17 protein-coding genes and 1 tRNA gene are annotated in these 18,048 nt (G+C 51.8%); 15 read left to right on the top strand and 3 right to left on the bottom strand.

Going from position 1 to position 18,048, the window contains the following annotated elements; all coding sequences use genetic code 11:
* Positions 1–34 precede the first annotated feature (34 nt).
* Genes PBOR_RS12625 through PBOR_RS12635 form a run of 3 tightly spaced genes read left to right on the top strand, consistent with a single transcriptional unit; the run spans position 35 to position 5,872 of the window.
* Complete coding sequence (locus tag PBOR_RS12625) at positions 35–1,171, top strand: glycosyltransferase family 4 protein (RefSeq protein WP_042212069.1); 1,137 nt, start codon at positions 35–37, stop codon at positions 1,169–1,171.
* A gap of 4 nt (positions 1,172–1,175) precedes the next feature.
* Complete coding sequence (locus PBOR_RS12630; protein ID WP_081972017.1) at positions 1,176–2,648, top strand: metallophosphoesterase family protein; 1,473 nt, start codon at positions 1,176–1,178, stop codon at positions 2,646–2,648.
* Positions 2,585–5,872, top strand: coding sequence for an AAA family ATPase (locus PBOR_RS12635; RefSeq protein ID WP_081972018.1), 3,288 nt, complete (start codon positions 2,585–2,587; stop codon positions 5,870–5,872). Before PBOR_RS12630 ends, PBOR_RS12635 begins: the two co-directional genes overlap by 64 nt.
* Here the strand turns inward: PBOR_RS12635 and PBOR_RS12640 are convergent.
* Entirely contained in the window at positions 5,859–6,986 is a 1,128-nt protein-coding gene (locus tag PBOR_RS12640) for a YkvI family membrane protein (protein WP_042212074.1), read from the bottom strand. The two genes, PBOR_RS12635 and PBOR_RS12640, sit on opposite strands and share 14 nt — an antisense overlap.
* Before the next feature lie 177 nt (positions 6,987–7,163).
* Between PBOR_RS12640 and PBOR_RS12645 the strand changes: the two genes are divergently transcribed.
* The 5 genes from PBOR_RS12645 (at position 7,164) to PBOR_RS12665 (ending at position 10,105) form a co-directional block, all read left to right on the top strand.
* Complete coding sequence (locus PBOR_RS12645) at positions 7,164–7,733, top strand: xanthine phosphoribosyltransferase (RefSeq protein WP_042212075.1); 570 nt, start codon at positions 7,164–7,166, stop codon at positions 7,731–7,733.
* A gap of 108 nt (positions 7,734–7,841) precedes the next feature.
* Positions 7,842–8,159: a hypothetical protein gene (locus PBOR_RS12650; RefSeq protein WP_039309077.1), complete on the top strand. Its 318-nt coding sequence runs from the start codon at positions 7,842–7,844 to the stop codon at positions 8,157–8,159.
* Between the two features lie 136 nt (positions 8,160–8,295).
* Positions 8,296–8,514 (top strand): hypothetical protein, encoded by a 219-nt coding sequence (locus PBOR_RS12655; protein WP_042212078.1) that lies wholly within the window; start codon positions 8,296–8,298, stop codon positions 8,512–8,514.
* 125 nt (positions 8,515–8,639) lie between these two features.
* Positions 8,640–9,431: an SDR family oxidoreductase gene (locus PBOR_RS12660; RefSeq protein WP_042212080.1), complete on the top strand. Its 792-nt coding sequence runs from the start codon at positions 8,640–8,642 to the stop codon at positions 9,429–9,431.
* Positions 9,428–10,105 carry an AlkZ-related protein gene (locus PBOR_RS12665; protein ID WP_042212082.1) on the top strand — a complete coding sequence of 226 codons (678 nt, stop codon included), beginning with the start codon at positions 9,428–9,430 and terminating at the stop codon, positions 10,103–10,105. Before PBOR_RS12660 ends, PBOR_RS12665 begins: the two co-directional genes overlap by 4 nt.
* A 142-nt stretch (positions 10,106–10,247) precedes the next feature.
* On the opposite strand, the gene PBOR_RS38340 is transcribed toward PBOR_RS12665, so the two are convergent.
* Both PBOR_RS38340 and PBOR_RS12670 read right to left on the bottom strand, forming a co-directional pair.
* Entirely contained in the window at positions 10,248–10,370 is a 123-nt protein-coding gene (locus PBOR_RS38340; RefSeq protein ID WP_281192304.1) for a hypothetical protein, read from the bottom strand.
* 245 nt (positions 10,371–10,615) lie between these two features.
* Positions 10,616–11,074, bottom strand: coding sequence for a YhjD family protein (locus PBOR_RS12670; protein WP_042212084.1), 459 nt, complete (start codon positions 11,072–11,074; stop codon positions 10,616–10,618).
* A gap of 188 nt (positions 11,075–11,262) precedes the next feature.
* Between PBOR_RS12670 and PBOR_RS12675 the strand changes: the two genes are divergently transcribed.
* The 7 genes from PBOR_RS12675 to PBOR_RS12705 all read left to right on the top strand — a co-directional run bounded on the left by PBOR_RS12675 (position 11,263) and on the right by PBOR_RS12705 (position 18,046).
* Positions 11,263–11,346, top strand: a tRNA-Leu gene (locus PBOR_RS12675).
* A gap of 242 nt (positions 11,347–11,588) precedes the next feature.
* Positions 11,589–12,599 (top strand): phosphotransferase family protein, encoded by a 1,011-nt coding sequence (locus tag PBOR_RS12680; protein WP_042212086.1) that lies wholly within the window; start codon positions 11,589–11,591, stop codon positions 12,597–12,599.
* A gap of 85 nt (positions 12,600–12,684) precedes the next feature.
* Entirely contained in the window at positions 12,685–12,939 is a 255-nt protein-coding gene (locus tag PBOR_RS12685) for a cold-shock protein (RefSeq protein ID WP_042212087.1), read from the top strand.
* 34 nt (positions 12,940–12,973) lie between these two features.
* Positions 12,974–13,417: a hypothetical protein gene (locus PBOR_RS12690; protein WP_042212090.1), complete on the top strand. Its 444-nt coding sequence runs from the start codon at positions 12,974–12,976 to the stop codon at positions 13,415–13,417.
* 70 nt (positions 13,418–13,487) lie between these two features.
* Positions 13,488–13,940, top strand: a complete 453-nt coding sequence (locus tag PBOR_RS12695) for a hypothetical protein (RefSeq protein WP_042212093.1) — start codon at positions 13,488–13,490, stop codon at positions 13,938–13,940.
* A 524-nt stretch (positions 13,941–14,464) separates the two neighbouring features.
* Positions 14,465–15,811 (top strand): citrate transporter, encoded by a 1,347-nt coding sequence (locus tag PBOR_RS12700; protein ID WP_081972019.1) that lies wholly within the window; start codon positions 14,465–14,467, stop codon positions 15,809–15,811.
* A 102-nt stretch (positions 15,812–15,913) separates the two neighbouring features.
* Positions 15,914–18,046, top strand: coding sequence for a hydantoinase/oxoprolinase family protein (locus tag PBOR_RS12705; protein WP_042212099.1), 2,133 nt, complete (start codon positions 15,914–15,916; stop codon positions 18,044–18,046).
* Positions 18,047–18,048: the final 2 nt, after the last annotated feature.

Below are 18,048 nucleotides of genomic sequence, written 5' to 3' on the forward strand. Positions count from 1 at the left end.
GTAATCAGGGCAATTGTAAAGGGAGATGTACCTTATGAACTTGCTGCAAGCGCTATTCTTCCCGCCGGAGCAGCCCGGTGGTGTATCTTCTATGATCCCTTATCTGCAGGAACGCTTCCGGTCCAGCCGCTGGGAGATGGATTTGTTCTGGCTGCCCAAACGGATCCGGGGCAAGGGACGCGAAGAGATTGTCTTTGAAACCTTTGACTGGACACAGTACGGCGAAAGTCCGGTTGTGCAAAAATATATCCAAACCTACCGCGATTATATTTGGTGGACGAAGCTGCGGATGAGCAAAAGCTATGATCTGATTCATGCCCATCACCCGATTGCAGGACTGGCGATGAAAAGAATATATCCGGAAATTCCTTTAATTCAGACGCTGCACTCCAGCTATGAGCGCGAGCTGATTCTGAACGGAGCCATCCGGGAGGGCGGCCTGGAGCATCAGTTCCTGGTCTCGATTTACCGGGAGCTGGAGCATGTCAGCGATAGGCTGATGACGGTTTCACGCGCTTTTGCCGAATATTTGACTCCATATATTGATCATCCTGCGAGCATAGGTGTCATTCCTAACGGGTTCGACGAGAAGAGATTTAAGCCTGTGCCGCATGACAATGATATTCCGCAGCTGGTCACTGTTACCCGTCTGGTACCGGCCAAAGGAATAGATACACTGTTCAAGGCTTGTGCCGAGCTTAAAAAACGGGGCCATGAATATGTGCTGCATATTATCGGGGACGGACCGAGCCGGGCGGAGCTGGAGCGGCTGGCGCAGGATTTGGGAATTTATAATGAAACGATCTTTTACGGCTATACACTGCATCCGGAGGAATTCATGCCGTTCTTTGATATTTTTGTCCTCCCTTCGCGGGCGGAAGCGTTCGGATCAGTATTTGCGGAAGCCGCACTCAGCTGTCTGGCGCTCGTCGGAACGAATGTGGGCGGGATTCCCGAGCAGATCGAAGACGGTGTAAACGGGCTGCTGGTGAATCCGGATGATGAGCTGGGACTGGCGGATGCCCTTGAGAAAGTGATCAGTGATCCCGGCTACCGTTATGAGCTGTCACGTTCGGCCTGGGATAAAGCCAAAAGCCTCTATTCCCTGACCCGGGTAGCCAATGAACTGAAGAAGACTTACCTGCAGTATCAGCCTGGATTGAAGGGGTGAGCTTATGATTCCTTTTCGATTCCTGCATGCTGCAGATCTGCATCTGGACAGCCGGTTTGCCGGCCTTGCCCATCTTCCGCAGGCCATACGCTCCTATCTCCGGGAGTCCACCTTCGCCGCCCTCGGGCGGCTTGTTGGCGTAGCCATAGAGCAAAGGACGGATTTCGTTGTGATCAGCGGGGATGTCTATGATGTCTCCGATGCTTCTCTTCAGGGTCAGCTCCGGTTCCGGGAAGCGCTGGAGGAACTCGGGAGGCACGGAATTCAGGTGTTCCTGATTCACGGGAATCATGATCCGCTGGACGGGCCGCGTCTGGCAGCGGCACCGCCTGATCACGTTACGGTATTCGGCGGCAGTGAGCCGGAACAGGCCGTCGCCCGCCGCAGAGAGGATGGCCGGGAGGTAGCTGTGATCAGCGGAATCTCCTATCCGACTGCCAAAGTGACAGAGAATACGGCGCTGCGCTTTAACCGTCAGCCGGGCAGCAGCCTGTTCCATATTGGCCTGCTGCATGGCAATGTGGACGGGGATCTCCAGCATGAGACATACTCTCCGTGCAGCCGCAAGGATCTGATCGGCAGGGGCTATGACTATTGGGCGCTGGGGCATATTCATAAACGCAGTATTCTGCATGATCGTCCGCCGATTGTCTATCCGGGAAATATTCAGGGACGGAGCATCAAGGAAACCGGCCCTAAAGGCTGCTATACCGTCCGCGTGGATGCAGAAGGTACAGCATCACTGACCTTCCATGAACTGGACAGTGTGCGCTGGCAGGTCCGTGAGATTCCCATTGATGGTCTGGCGGATGAGGCAGAGTGGACACGGGCCGTTGAGAATGCGGTTGAAGATATCCGGGAAGAAACACCGCAGCTGATGTCTGTGGTAAGATTCCGCCTGACCGGGCGGGGAGCTATACATAAGATACTGACGGAGAAGGGGGCGGCAGATGATCTGCTCTCTGAGCTGCAGCGGCGGGAAACGGTCCGTGCGGAGCGTAAGGAGTATGCGGGTCTCGTATGGACCGAGGGCTTCTCTATTGAAACGGGACTGGCAGTCGACCGCGGCCGCCTGCTGCTGGAGGACAGCTTCCTCGGCGAAATGCTGCGGCTTGCCGGGCGGAGCGGCGGGAACGACCAGGAGCTGGAGGAGCTGATCTCCACTGCACTAAAGCCGCTAATGGAGAATCAGGAGCTGCGCAAGCTGCTCATGTCCACAGGGAGCGAAGAGAAGCGGGAGTGGCTGAGCAGTGCTGCGGAGCTGGGCATTGTGCTGCTCAGCGGAGTGGAGGAGCAGGCCGGTGTGCTGCTGAATCCTGCGGAGGGAGTAGTGGGCCAATCCGCCGGAGGCGGTGGATCATTCGGTGAAAGAGAAGATGCAGGCGGTTCAGCGCGGAGAGAGACGACACCGGAATGGGATGGCAGCAGGGAAGCGGCAGAGCGGAGTGGACGGCAGGAGCGGGGGAATGCAGAATGAAAATCGAGTCTATACGGATTGACGGCTACGGCCGTCTGGCGCAGCGGGATATGGAGCTGAATGAAGGGGTCACTATCCTCTTCGGGCGTAATGAAGCCGGTAAAAGCACAACCCTGCAGTTTATCCGGGCAATGCTGTATGGCATCCCCGGCAGGGCTTATCCTGCCGAACGGTATGAGCCGTTGTTAGGCGGAACGCATGGCGGGGTGTTGAATGCGCGTGATGATACAGGTGCTCTCTGGACGATCCGCCGTTATACTGCCGGTGGTGAAGGGCCGGGAAGAGGAGAGAAGCTGCAAATTGGGCTACACTATCCGGATGGAAGTACGGAGGAGCTGAATCAGGCTGAGCTGGAACGCCGCCTGCTGGGCGGCATCTCGCGGAGTATGTTCCGCCAGCTGTTCGCCGTTTCGCTGGACGAACTGCAGGAGCTTGGTGCGCTGCAGTCCGGTGAGATGAGCAGCTACCTGTTCCATGCCGGAATGGGCGGTGGCGGAGAGATTATGCGGGCGGAGAAACGCCTGGTCCAGGATGCGGAGAAGCTCTATAAGCCACGGGGTAAAGTCCAGGACGCCGCCAAAATTCTGCAGTCTATCGAGAAGCTGGAACGGGAGGTGGCGGAGAGCCGTTCCTATCTGCCCAGATATAATGAGAACACCTTGGCACTGGAAGCGGTAGAGCAGAAGCTGTCCCAGATGAAGGGTGCCCGGGAACTTGCCGGAGACAAGCTGCATAAGCTCCGCAAGGCCCGGGAGATCCGGGAACTATGGCTGAAATGGTGCGAAGCCCGGCTTGAACTGTCAGAGCTTCCGGTGATCGCTTCGTTCCCTGAAGCTGGAGTGGAACGCTGGAAGTCACTGGAGGGTGACCTGCGGGGCTTGCAGAGTGCTGCCTTCCGGCTGGAGCGGCTCCAGGCGGAGCTGGAGGCTGACCTTGCCGCGAACCCTCCTGATCCTCTGCTGGAGCAGCAGGGGCCAGCTCTTGAAGCGCTGGACCGCAAACGGGGAAGCTATGAAGACAAGCTTACGGAACGGCAGCGGCTGACGGGTGAGCTCGCCGCGCTGGGTGAGCATCTCCAGCGCATTCTGCGCAGCATGGGTACAGGCTGGAGCGCCGCTGAGCTGGCGGGCTTCGCAGCCAGCGCGGCGGACCGGGAAGCCGCGCGGCGCTACGCTGCGTCATTTGCCGGGTACGACCGGCAAATGGAGACCCGGGGCGCGGAGATGCTGAGCCTCCGCGCCAGGACGGCCGCCGCCGGCGCTGCGCTGCAGGCGGCCGAGCGCCAGCTTGCGCAGGGGCACGCCAGCGGCGCAGCGGACTTCGCGGGCATTGCGAAGCGCAGCCCGCGTGAACTGCTGCAGCTGTGGGACGAGCTGCAGCAGGCGGCCGAGCGCTGGCGCGAAGCGCTGCTCGGCGGCACTGCAGGCGGCGCTGAGGTCCCGCGCCGCAGAGGCACCTCCGCCGGGGGCAGCCGCCCCGGCGGGAACGGGCGCCGGGCGCAGCGCTACCGGCGCCTCCTGCAGGCGGGCGCAGCGCTTACGCTGCTGCTGCCGCCTGCGCTATGGCTGACCGGCGCGCCGCCGGTCAGCGCATGGTCCGCGCTCGGCCTGCTGGCCGCAGCGGACCTGGGGCTGTGGGCCGCCATGCGGGCAGCGGCGGCCGTTAATCCGCCGCCTGCGCACGGCGGCGGGGAGGCGGGCAAGGCCGCAGCGGAGATGCTGCGGCTGCGCGGGCTTTTGCTCTCCGTCGCAGAGCCGGAGAGCGGCATACAAGACGCCAGCGGGCTGGAGGCCGGGATGAAGGAGCTCCGCCGCCTCATGGAGGCCTGGAGTGCCTGGCGCCAGCGCGTAGAACGGATGGCGGCCGAGGCCGAAGCCTGCCGGTCAGAGCTTGCACAGCTGGCCGGACAGGAGCGGGTACTGGCAGAGGAGCTGGACCATGCCGAAGCCAGCTTCACGGAGCTGGCCGCCCGTTATGAAGAATGGCTGCGCCAGCGGGGGCTGCCGGAAGGGCTGTCACCGGACAGCCTGCCGGATATCTTCGCCCTGGCGGAGCAGGGGAATGAACTGCTCCGCCAGCAGGGCAAATTATCCCTCCGGCTCAGCGGGCTGGAGTCGGAGGGCGCTGCCTATGAGCAGGAAGGGATGAAGCTGCTTAGAGATACTGAGGCTGCTGCCGGAGCCCGCAGGGATCACTCCTCTGTTGCTTTGGCTTCAACTCAAGCTTCACCGGACCCTCTCTCCCTGCTAACCTGGCTGGAGCTGCGGAAGCGGGAGTGGGAGCAGCTGAAGGCAGAGCTGCTGCGCAGGGAGAATACAGAAGCAAGGCTGATTGAAGTCCATGAGGAGCTGGCTGCGAACAGAAGCGGGCAGGAGGAGCTGAACCGGCGGAGCAGCAAGCTCCTTCAGGAGGGCGGCGCTGTGGACGGCGAACAATTCCTGCGGCGTTCAGCGGCGTGGCTCAGACATATAGAGCTGACGCGGTCGGTACGGCAGTGGGAGCTGGCGATGTTTGGCGGATGGGATCAGGAAGGCAAGGGGGAGCTGCTCCGGCTGCTGGAGCATCAGGATGCCCGGATGCTTGAACAGGAACTTATGGCGGCGGAAGAAGCGGTATTGAGCCTGGAGGAAGAACGCAGTTCCCTGCTCCAGCAGCGCGGCAAGCTGCTGCAGGAACGGGAGGACCTGAGGGGACGGTGCATGGAGGACTCGGCGCTTCAGCAGCTGGAAGAACAGCGGGCGGCGCTGCGTAATCTCGCCGGGCAATATGCGGTAACGGCGCTGGCGGCCGAGCTTATGGGACGGACGCGGCGGATTTATGAACAGGAGAAGCAGCCGCAGGTGCTGCAGCTTGCCTCTGTATATTTCTCCAAGCTGACGCATGGGGAATACCGCCGGATCGTAATGACTCTCGGGCATAAGGAGCTGAAGGCGGAGCATAAGGATGCTGGCCTGATGGACAGCGGGCTGCTTAGCCGGGGGACGGCGGAACAGCTGTATCTGGCGATCCGGCTGGCACTATCGGAGACCATGAGCAGTCAGGTGAACCTGCCGCTGTTCTTCGATGATCTGTTTGTGAATTTCGATGAACACAGGCTTCGTGCAGCACTAACCTTATTAGGTGAATTGTCGGTATCCCGGCAGATTGTGATGATGACCTGCCACCGGCATGTGGCCGAAGCGGCGGCGGGAATCATACCCGCAGCTGCGGTTATTTCCGTGTAGTCCGGATCACCGGTTTAACTGCCACAATGGTGATGCCCTTACCTCCGGTTCCAGAGGCGGGCGGATCGCTTGGCCGAGGCGGCGTCGACATGGGAGCTCGCATCAGCATGACGGCCCACACCAGGCACAGGGCGCCGAAGATCGGGTAGAACACCCCCAGCAGTGAACTGAAGCCGAATTGGCTGAACACATAACAGACCAGCATCAGCAGCGGGGTTACCAGAGCTGGAGCGACAGGCAGACGCTGCTGCAGCTGAACGCTAACCCCATAGATATCAGCGACGAAGGTGCTGAAGATTTCCATGAAGATCAGCAGCAGAAAAATCGTCTGCACGATGGGACCCAGCCGGAAGGCGATGCTGCCCATCGGAATCTCGAACTGCAGAATTCCCGGCATCTGTGAACTCATGGCAAAATGGGCTGCCAGCAGCATGAATCCGATTCCGGCTCCGCCCAGAATCCCTCCGCGTACAAGCACCTGCTCGTCTTCAGTATGCCGGGCCAGCGGAACAAGCACTGCCTGGGCCATGCCGAGGTTAAAGGCGGTATACAGGAGCGGAGACATCCAGGCACCGAAGAAGCTGTGGTCTGTCGGCAGGAACAGGAATCTTTCTGCACCGGGAACACCCAGCGTATTAAATACAATAATTAGCGACAGGGTAAGCATCAAAGGGACCACCAGACTGTTGATCTGCAGGATTCCGGAAATGCCGCGCTTCAGCAGCAGGTAGGACCCCAGGATGGTGAGCAGCAGCCCCGCCTGATAGGGCATTCCGAGATGCTCCTTAAAAATAGCCCCGGCACCCGCCAGCATAATGCTGTTCACGCCAATCAGAATGATCATGGTGAACAGGCTGATGCTGGACCCGACCCGTTCTCCAAACAGATGGCGGTTGAAATCCTCATAGGAGTCTGCCTCAATCCGCCGGGCGATAATCATCATTTTGGTACCAAGCCAAATAAATATCGCGGTGGAGAAGAGGATGGTCAGCAAGGCCCAGTGTCCGTATCTTGTGAAGAAACGGAGAATTTCCTGACCGGTGGCGAAGCCGGCACCCACAATGGTGCCAATATAGGTAAAAGCGATCTGCAAAGTGCGGACTCGGGACTTCATTGTTCTCCTCCTCTGAATGCTGCGAAGATATAAATAGCGGTGCGGGCAGGATTGCCTTGTGCAGTCCGCATAGTACAGGTTATGATGAGGAACAGAAGGACATGACTTCCGCCTTGTGAATAAGCTGTTATTACAGTGGAACGTCTGGAATTATAAAGGTAATGGAGGTTCAAAGTCATGGAATTATTGAAACAGCGGATTTTGGAGGAAGGGGTCGTCATTTCGGATCAGGTGCTGAAGCTGGACGGTCTGCTCAACCACCAGGTTGATCCAATGCTGACGATGGAAATGGGACGGGAGTTTGCCCGCAGATTTGCTGAGGCTGGAGTGACACGCGTAGTTACCGTGGAGTCTTCGGGTATTGCCGTGGCATTTGCCACCGCTTATGAGATGAAGGTGCCGCTGGTCTTTGCCCGGCGCAAAAAAACACTGCTCGCGGATCCTGATGCCTTATGCGAACGGGTGCCGTCTTTTACCAAAGGGATTGTTACGGACATCATGCTGTCCCGCCAATACATCTCGGAGAATGACAAAATCCTCTTCATCGACGATATTATCGCCAACGGAGACGCCGCGCGCGGCCTGATCAAGATCATCCAGCGTTCCGGTGCGGAACTTGTCGGGCTGGGCGTAGTAGTGGAGAAAAGCTTCCAGGCTGGAGCCCGCACAATCCGGGAACAGGGTATCCGTCTGGAGTCACTTGTCGACATTACCTCTCTTAGTGAGGGAACGATTACTTTCGGGTAAGAATAAAGTGACAAATACAGGAACATAGCCTATTTTTGAAACATCTGCTTTTCACCCTATAAGTTTTCCTTTATAATAAAAATTAGACATGAGAGAGGAGGCGTCACAATGGGGAAAGAACCGGTGACAGAGCAATTTTTTATTGATAAACTAACCGAGGCCAAGGATCACTTCGAACGTGCGCTGGATTGCAAACACACGGAGTTCGACGATTTGTATCCCTATATGATCGAACATCCTCAGTTTTTCTGGTACAAACGCTACGTAGCTTGGTCGGAGCTTCTGACAATCACAAGTTTGTGTGAAGAGCTGTCCTTCAACTGGAGACAGAAATTCACTGATCATCAGGTGGAATATCTGGAACAACGAGTGATGTCCGCTAAAGTTCTTGACTTCTGGTTTGAGAAGAATGAAGCGCTGATATAAGAACTTCATAAGACATACAGACTTCCTAGTACGTAACTAGACCCGGATGATTTATCATTTGGGTCTTTTTCACGAGTGGAATTAGGGTAATATATGGACAAGCTACTAATAGACAGAGAGGAGATATAGAGCCGTTATGATCAGTGATGAACAGCTGGATGCCTACCGGATTTCCGGTGAAAAGATACGTGTCGTAAGGGATGGACTGGAGAGCAATGATGTCAGGGGGATCGTGCTGGCCTGGGATGAATCCCTGGTAATGATCCGCCGTCCGAATAAGCGGGTGGTGAAGCTGGACCGGAATTATCTGTATCAGCCCTTCAGCGAGCCGAGACCGGATGTTGACACACTGTAACAAGCCAAGGATATTAGGCTGTGAAGACGGCTATGGAATATACAATAGATCGCAACAGAGTACGCCCTGAGCGTACTTTTGTTGATTTTACAGGCCCCATAAACTGCATTGCACAGGAGGAATATATGAATCATCAGAATAAGAAAGCTGTCGTTACCGGCGGCGCTAACGGAATTGGACGCTGTATTACAGAGGAGCTGCTGAAGGCCGGGGCAGCTGTAGCCTGCATAGATACCGATCTTGAGGCCGGACGCTGGCTGGAGGAGTGGTATGGAGCGGAGCGGCTGTTTTTCTACCAGGGAGATATTGCTGAGCGTTCTGTCATTGAGGGTTTCACCGCACAGGTTATCAGCAGATTCGGTCAAGTGGATTATCTGATTAACAATGCCTGCATCAGCAAAAAAGGCCTGCTGTCGGAATGCAGCTACGAGGATTTCGAATATGTGCAGCGGATCGGGGTTACTGCGCCGTATTATTTAACAATGCGGTTTAAGGAACACTTTGCGCGGGGTGCCTCTATCGTGAACATCTCCTCCAGCCGGGAACGCATGTCCCAGCCGGATACCGAGAGCTATACGGCCGCCAAAGGCGGGATTGGCGCGTTGACCCATGGTCTTAGTGTAAGTCTGGCCGGTAAAGTGCGGGTGAATGCGGTCAGCCCCGGTTGGATTGATACCACTGCTTATCATGGGGCGGGGGAGACTGAGGAGCCGGTTCATTCAGAGCCGGACCGGCTGCAGCATCCGGCCGGACGGGTCGGAACACCGCCGGATATCGCTGCTATGGTGCTTTTCCTGTGCAGTGATGCTGCAGGGTTCATCACCGGGGAGAATATAAATATCGATGGCGGAATGTCCAAGCTGATGATCTATCATGGGGACGAAGGCTGGACCTATAATCCGGGAGGGAAGGCATGAAGCTGCCAGTAATTAAGAATGCGCGGGAGTTAGCCGATCTGGTGCGTGAGATTGGTTTCCTTCCTTTATTCCGCTGTGAGATCGACGGTTTCTCCCTGCAGGAGTGTACTCCTGCAGGCTACTGGTTCGTGAAGGATGTGGAAGGCCCGTGGGAGTGGCGTGAGGAAGTTGCGGCAGGGGGCGAGATCGCTTATGCGAAGCTTTTTAACAAAAAAGCCGGGTTTATCAGCAAAGAGTGGTACCCAGACTTCGCCAACTACCGCCGGGACGGATACGACTTCGATGCCAGATATGATGATGGATTAGCTTCCATGCCCAGCAAACAAATTATGGATGTGCTGATGGAACATAATGAGGGACTGCTCTCCAATGAGCTCAAGCAGCTGGCCGGCTTCGGGAAAAACGGGGTCAAGGGCTTCGATACGGCAATGACGCATCTGCAGATGCAGACCTATATTACAGCCAGCAGATTCGAATATAAGCAAGACAAAGAAGGCCGTCCGTACGGCTGGGGAGTCGGGCGTTATGCAATGAGTGAGGACGTATACGGGGCAGAGTGGGTAACCTCGCGCTATGCTGATAAGCCTGCGGAATCAAAGGCGCGAATTGCTGAGCATGTAGCGAAGCTGTTCCCGGATGCGGGGATGAAGGAGATTGAAAAGGTAATTAAGTAGGGGAGCGCAGCGCTCTGTACAGATTGAACTTTCGATTTTTCGAATTTGGGGTTGCTGCGACTACAGAGAATAGATGAACTTACGGCGGCTATTGCCGTAAGTATTCTTATCCCGATATTTGTACCGGAGATCACATTGCTTATTAAAATCTTGCACAGAATACAACATTTTCCTCATGATTTTGGCGGTAAACCAGAATTGTTGTACAAAAGGCAGCATTTACTCCTTCTTCAGGCAGTTTGCGGGGGGAATTCTTGTATTTCATACAACAATCCCCCTAAACATGTGAGTATCGAGGTATCCAAGTTGCAATACGTACAACAATTATGCCTATGGAGTGTTAATTTAACAATCACAGGCTCGCTCTGCGGACAACGGGACAGTTATGAAGAATGGAATGGTTCGCTTTGGTTCAAATTCAAACCATACGGACCCTGTAGGGAAGTGTAGGTACACAAAGAGCCTCGTCCATTAAATAGGACGAGGCTCTTTGTATTAACCAGTAATGGCCTAGAAAGACAAGGCCATCTGTTCCACCCGTTCTTCTCTGGGCAGGACGGAGGCAAGCTCGGCACCCAGCCCGAGATAAGCACGCATGCGCAGCATCATCTCATTACGGAAGCCGGGCCATAGGATATGGATATCGCCGGCGTATCCCCGGCAGGTATACTCGGCCGTAACTCCGCGCTGATCCTGGCGGATGGTATTGATCTTCAGCTGATGCGAAGTAAGCTCACGGGTAACCTCCTGCAGCATCAGCGAAGTCTTCTTCGTGGCGCTGGAGACCAGCTCCATGTAGAGCTGGGGGGTCTTGAACAGACCGCTCTTACCAATAACTCGGCAATCGCGCTCGAACACTTTATGGATAAACGTTAGCAGCAGATAGCTTCTGACAAGGGACAATTCGTCTTTGGTTATATCTTCAGGAAGTGTTGGTGTGATTAGGGTATTTCTCTTGGTAGTCGCCATATAAATCACCTCATTTATAGTATGCGAACCTTTGTTCTCATTATACATCCTTTGGGTAAGTAAATGCAATATTCATCTTGAAAATTATTGGAAATAAACAAAATTAAAAAAATTAGAAAAAGGTTGACTCTGAAATCCCAGCATGATAAGATCTATCTTGTGACTGCGTAAGCAAGTCAACCTAATATGCGGTCATGGCGGAATTGGCAGACGCGCTGGCTTCAGGTGCCAGTGATAGCAATATCGTGGAGGTTCGAGTCCTCTTGACCGCATCACTGATTTCAACAAAAGACCCGTACATTTACCTTATAGGTAATGTACGGGTCTTTTGTTGTGGAGAAATGGAAATGAATACAGGCGGCGTCAGCCCAGATGGATCAGAATAGGCATTGTGTTAGGTATCATTAGTTTGGTAATATTATACATACGTAAGATTTTACCGGGAGTTCGATTGTTCAAGTCAGATAAGAAATGTATGCGTCAACAGACAGGGGAGATAAAAGGAGGTCATTATATGACTGCTGCAATAATTTTTGCATCAAATAAATTAGGTGCAGTACATGACGATCAAATGCAGTTGATGCTTGATAAATTTAATTTAGGTAAACTTATTTCTTTCCAAAAAACTGTGAATGGTGCTATGGGACAAACGATGTTTGTTTCCTCAAAAGAAGGAGATTTTATTCTAAAAGGAAATCCATTGTATCCCGGACAATTCATTGAGGAAAAATTCTTTATCGAAAACATACATAAAAGAACGAATGTAACTGTTCCTACTCCCTATATAATCGATGATTCAGAAGAGATATTTGGATGGAGCTACTCTTTAATGCCTTGTCTTCAAGGGGAACATATGAATTCAGAACATCTAAAGGTCACACTAAATACAGCAGACAAGTTCGAAATTGCGGAATCAATTGCGAAGACTTTAGCTGATCTGCATAGCTGGAAAGTTACCCGGTTCGGCGAACTGGATACCAACAATCTCAATATTGCTGCCTTTGAGGGAAGTTATACGATATGGCTGTACAATCGAATTAAGTTTTGGTTAGAAGATGCTAAGAAGTATTCAGTAATAACGGATGAAGATTTAACAAGGGTCGATTTATTATTGGAGGACTCCAAAGAGGCTTTTGATGACTTTTCATCTCCAAGCTTCGTGATGGGCGATTTCAAGCCTGGAAACTTCCTAATACACCCAGGAATGAACGGCTGGGAAATAAGCGGTTTATTTGATTTCACTAATTCATATTTTGGAGACCCTATTTCTGATTTGATAAAGATGATTACAGTCTATTTGGATAACGGTGAACCTGAACTCGCTAGTCATCTTATACAAGTTTATTTTAATGGTTCAGAAGAAAAGGAAGCCATAAAAAAACGTATCAAAGTACATATGCTTCATCAACGAGTCTTGGATTGGGGTTGTGCAAAAGCAATGAATATGGTTACTTGGGATAATGAGTTGTCATTTTCGTATTGGGTAGAGAGCTATACAGATTCAGTAGCAAGTCTACTAGTATGAAATGAATGGATGAATCTTATTTTACTCAGCTAATCGGCGGAATACTTAATATTATTTTATAAATGTGAAGAGGAGGTTTTTATAAATGGGAGAAAGACGATGGGGGATTGTCAAATGGTTCAAGGAAGATAAAGGTTACGGGCGGATAATGTTAGACGGGGCGGACGGAAACCATGTATTTGTGCACTTTAGTGAAATATTACCAGACCCTGTTAGGCTACCGAACGGCTTCCGATTTCTTAAAGAGGGACAGAAAGTTGCGTTCGACCTGATCGAGTTCCCAAGCATATCAGATTCCCAGCGAAGAACAGCTAAGAATGTGCTGATTATAGAGGATTGAAGGTTTTGTGATGTAAACAATATGAGGTGATCAAATGAAGAAAGTATGGGTAAATAACTTGTTTATTTATTTGGGATTCTTAGTAATCGTGATCTTAGTTTTTGTATTAGGGTTACAATATCAGCATCATTTACAGGTAGAAGCAACTAAGACGTATCAACCTAAAACTAGTGTTGCCTTTTCTGTTCTTTTTCCGATTTCCTTTGGATTATTACTCGGTTTGCTAAGACTCTTTGAATTACTGCGGAAGACTGGAGACTGGACAATAAATTGGATGAAGCTCTGTATATTCGGCGTACCTTCACTCTATGTCTCCATACTTCCACTATTATTTTGGTCGGGTCTGTCTATTTCCTATAATGATTTACCTTTAGGCTACCTTTCGATTACTCCGGGAACAACAGCTCATACTATTAGCGGTCTGATGTTCGGTTTCTTATTATTCTACGTAATTGAGAGGAAAATTAAAGAAGATTAGCATCGGGAGTTTCAGTTCTTCACGTAAGCAAAGCGGGAATTGAGCCTAGTGAAATTAGGGGGCGATGTTGATGGAAATAAAGTATTCAGTTAAAAATCCATCAAGGATTGGAACCATTATAGGCATGATTGCTATTATATCGAGTCAATCTGTTCTTGTATTCAGATTATGGGATCAGAGTGGGGTATTCTACGCTTCGTTAACAGTGGTTCTTTTGGGTTTAGTTCTACTGTTACTTGCATTGTACAGAACCTTTTTTAAGAAACTAACCGAGTTATGCTTATCCAATGAGCAAATTATATTAAATGGGCATATTGTTGATTCAAAGGATATTAAAGTGATAATGATCAGGGGTTACTTTAAACCTGTTATTGGGATATTACCTTACAGGAGGAAGATCGTCCCATTGGATATGGCATTCAGGTATTCAAAGGATGAAGATAAAGGTATCTCGGATTTAAAGAGTTGGGCAAAAATGAACAATGTAAAGATGGTCAATAAATCGTTTCAAACGTGGATATAAATGCCTTCTAAAGCGTTATCGGTACGGTCTGCGACTAGAATTATCTTATTTAGAGGATGAGCTTTCATCATCTCACCTCAACTAACTATCCCGTATCAGTATCGCTCCAACCCAACTGGTTTCAATCCATCTATCTATACCCCGCCACACGTCATCCATCCGCCACGACATCGACCCTGCCCCACATCACCGATCCGCCTTACATCATCCATCCCCTCTAGCGTCCTTCTGCCCATCCCTGATTATTCCCGCAGTGTGTCCTTCCTGACAGAAACAACACCCGGAAGCGGGTATCATGAAAATACTGCATGTCTGCCTGCACATGATTTCCCGGTTTACCCGGCGGAAGCAACGTTTATCAGTGTTTTTGAGGCTGACAAGACAGGGGAATTCACCGTGCAGAATTGTATTGACGCCCGAGTAACTAACATGTTAATATTTTCCCGAGACAAACTAACATGTCAGTGACGCTATATAGCATGTTAGCATGTTATTCATATATTCCTATTACAGGAGGTTATTTTGTGGATGTGGCTAATGTTGTAATCGGTTTCATTATGGTTTTATCATTTTTTGGATTGGTGTGGTATTGCGTCAAGGGGTATAACCTCATGGTGGGCTTCTTCGTCATGTCGGTCCTGTGGACATCGATTGCCCTGATCGGAAATTCCATTCATCCAACCTCCGTTATGGAGGGCAAGACATTTATTGATGTCCTGACGAACGTCTTCCAGACGGGGCCGGAGAACTACGGTAAAGCGATTCTGGTTAACATTTTCTTCGGTGCCTTCTTCGGCAGAGTGTTGATTGACACAGGAATTGCAGCTACGCTGATCCGCAAGGTGGTAGAACTCGGCGGAGACAAACCCAGAATCACAATGTCGCTCTTATGTATTGTTACAGCAGTAATCTTCACCTCCATGACCGGTATCGGTCCGGTAATCTCCATTGCTGTAATCGTCCTGCCTATTATGCTGTCACTGGGCATACCTTCACCGATTGCCTTGTTCTCCTTCATGGGCTCCATTATGGCGGGGATCTTCGGGAACATTGTTAACTTCAAGCAGTATCAGGCTATTTTTGCCACAGCCAATGAAAGTTATGCCAGCTACGACTACAATACATATTTCAAATTCGGCATGATTGCGATGGCTGTCTCCCTGATCGTTGTTCTGGTGGTGTCTAATCTGTCGATGAACAAAAAGGTATCACGTGCCTGGGCGGCAACTCCGGATGCCGGAACTACGGTAGACGCACCTGCAATCTCCTGGATTTCCATCATCCTGCCGGTAATCGGTGTAGTGGTGTTCAAGCTTCCGATTATCTTCGGATTCATCGTTGCCGGTCTGTTCGCCTTACTGACCTGCGGCAAGTTAAAGGGTGGTTTTGCAAGCGTTTGCAGAATGCTGTCGAAGCAATTCTCCGACGGAGCGATCGATGTGGCACCGATGATCGGATTCTTGCTCACATTGTCCATGTTCAATAATGCGGCAACTTATGCTTCGCCTTATTTCAAAACACTGCTTGATGGTGCAATGCCTCAGACAGCGTTATTGCTCTGTATCGTATTCGCCATCCTGACACCGCTCGGCTTCTTCCGCGGCCCGATGAACCTGGTCGGTTCCGGTTCGGCCATTCTCGCAGTAGTTGTGGCTACAGCAGCCTGGCCTGTACAGTTCCTGTATCCTTTGTTCGCCATCACTACAGTAGCTCCGCAGCATTTGGACGTTACCCAATCCTGGGTGGCCTGGGGCTTCGGATATACGAAGGTTCCGGCCAAGGAGTACATGAAGATGTCCATTCCTACAGGCTGGATTATCGGGATTATTCTCTGCGCGATTGTATTCTTCATGTACGGCAATCTAGTGTAGCACCGCTTATGTCCAATCAGAACCGGCTGCTGCGCCTATGTCCGTCAGGAGCCGGTTATTCAAACTTCAATACAATTTAATGAAGAGAAACGGAGAAATCATATGGGCAAAATGGTTAGAATGGGGATCGACGTCGGCGGAACACATACAAAAGCAGTTGCCATCGACAACGAAACCCATGAAATTATCGGGAAATCGTCCGTCAAGACTACGCATGATCATGTGAGAGGTGTAGCCGCCGGTGTTGTGAAATGTTTTCAGAATTGTCTGAAGGAAAATAACATCAAGCCGGAAGATGTAGTCTTCGTTGCACACAGCACGACGCAGGCAACCAATGCACTGATTGAAGGCGATATCGCACAGGTTGGCATCATTGGCATGGCTAAGGGCGGCCTTGAAGGTTGGCTAGCCAAACGTCAGACCAAACTGCAGAACATTGATCTGGGCAACAGCAAAGAGATCAAAATCTACAACAGCTTCATTAATATTAAAAAAATGTCCGAAGCGTCCGTGCTGCAGGTCATCGATGATCTTAAGCGTCAGGGAGCACAGGTGATTGTGCCTTCCATGGCTTTTGGCGTAGATAATGGCAGACCTGAAGAGCTTGTATATAAAGAAGCGGAGAAAAAAGGCATCCCGACCACCATGGCCTCCGATATTACGAAATTGTATGGTCTGACCCGCAGAACGAGAACGGCAGCGATCAACGCAAGTATTCTGCCCAAGATGCTGGACACGGCCAATTCAACGGAACAATCCGTAAGAGAAGCCGGCGTCCATGTACCGCTGATGATCATGAGAGGCGACGGCGGGGTTATGGAAATCAGCGAAATGAAGAAACGTCCTGTGCTTACGATGCTGTCCGGTCCGGCTGCCTCAGTTATGGGGTCTTTGATGTATCTAAGAGCCTCTAACGGTGTGTATTTCGAGGTAGGGGGAACCACAACCAATATCGGTGTTATCAAAAACGGCCGTCCGGCCATTGACTATTCAATCGTCGGCGGTCATCCGACCTATGTCAATTCACTGGATGTGCGTGTGCTCGGTGTCGCTGGCGGTTCAATGATCCGGGCGAACAAAAGCGGAGTGGTGGATGTCGGACCCAGATCAGCGCATATCGGCGGATTGGATTATTCGGTCTTTACCGACCCGGACAAGATTAAGGGCGCCAAGGTGGAGTTTTTCTCGCCCAAACCGGGCGATCCGGCAGATTATGTGGCCATCCGTCTGGAGAACGGGGAGCGCGTGACGATCACGAATTCCTGTGCTGCAAACGTCCTTGGGCTGGTGAAGCCGGAGCATTTCTCCTACGGGAATGTGGAAGCTGCCAGACGGGCGATGCAGGCCTTAGCCGATTATTGCGGTACCACGGCCGAAGATATTGCCAAGCAGATTATGGAAAAAGCGTATGCGAAGATCGAACCGATCATCCTGTCGCTGGCCGAGAAATACAAACTGGAGAAAGACCAGATCTCTCTGGTGGGAGTTGGCGGGGGAGCCGCTTCGCTGATCGTCTATTTCTCTGAGAAAATGGGCCTGAAATACAGCATCCCTGAGAATGCTGAGGTAATCTCGTCCATTGGTGTTGCCCTGTCCATGGTGCGGGACGTGGTAGAGCGGATCATTCCGTCACCCTCCAAAGAAGTGATTGCCGCACTCAAAATGGAAGCGATGAACAAGGCGATTCAGAGCGGAGCCACACCGGAAAGCATCGAAATTCATATTGATATTGATCCGCAGACCTCCAAGGTCACCGCGATTGCTACCGGCTCCACGGAAGTGAAGACGACCGAGCTGCTGAAGGAATGTGATGAAGAGGAGCTCCGTGAGCTGGCCGCGAAGGATATGCGTATTTCCATCGACCGGACACAGCTGCTCGAGAAAACGAGATATGTCAGCATTTTCGGCGAAAAGGTTGAGAAAGCCGGTGAAGCCGGTGCCGTCCGCATCCTGGACACCAAAGGGTTCATTAAGGTGCAACGAGGCCGGGCGATGGCCCTCAAGACGACTGCCGGAGACTATCTGAATGCGGTCAAAAAGCTATGGGAGGCTATGGCGGTCTATCAGACGGAGCTGATTGCCCGGCCGGACTTCTATCTGTGTATCGGCGCCCGTGTCATGGACTTTACCGCTTCCGATTTCGAACAGCTGGAGCTGCTCATGGATATCGAAATTTCAACATTTGAGCCGGATACAGAGGTTATCGTTGTAGCAGCCAATATTAAGCAGAGCTAACG

It is taken from the genome of Paenibacillus borealis (genome assembly GCF_000758665.1).
In the GTDB taxonomy this organism is placed as follows: Bacteria; Bacillota; Bacilli; order Paenibacillales; family Paenibacillaceae; genus Paenibacillus_AQ; species Paenibacillus_AQ borealis.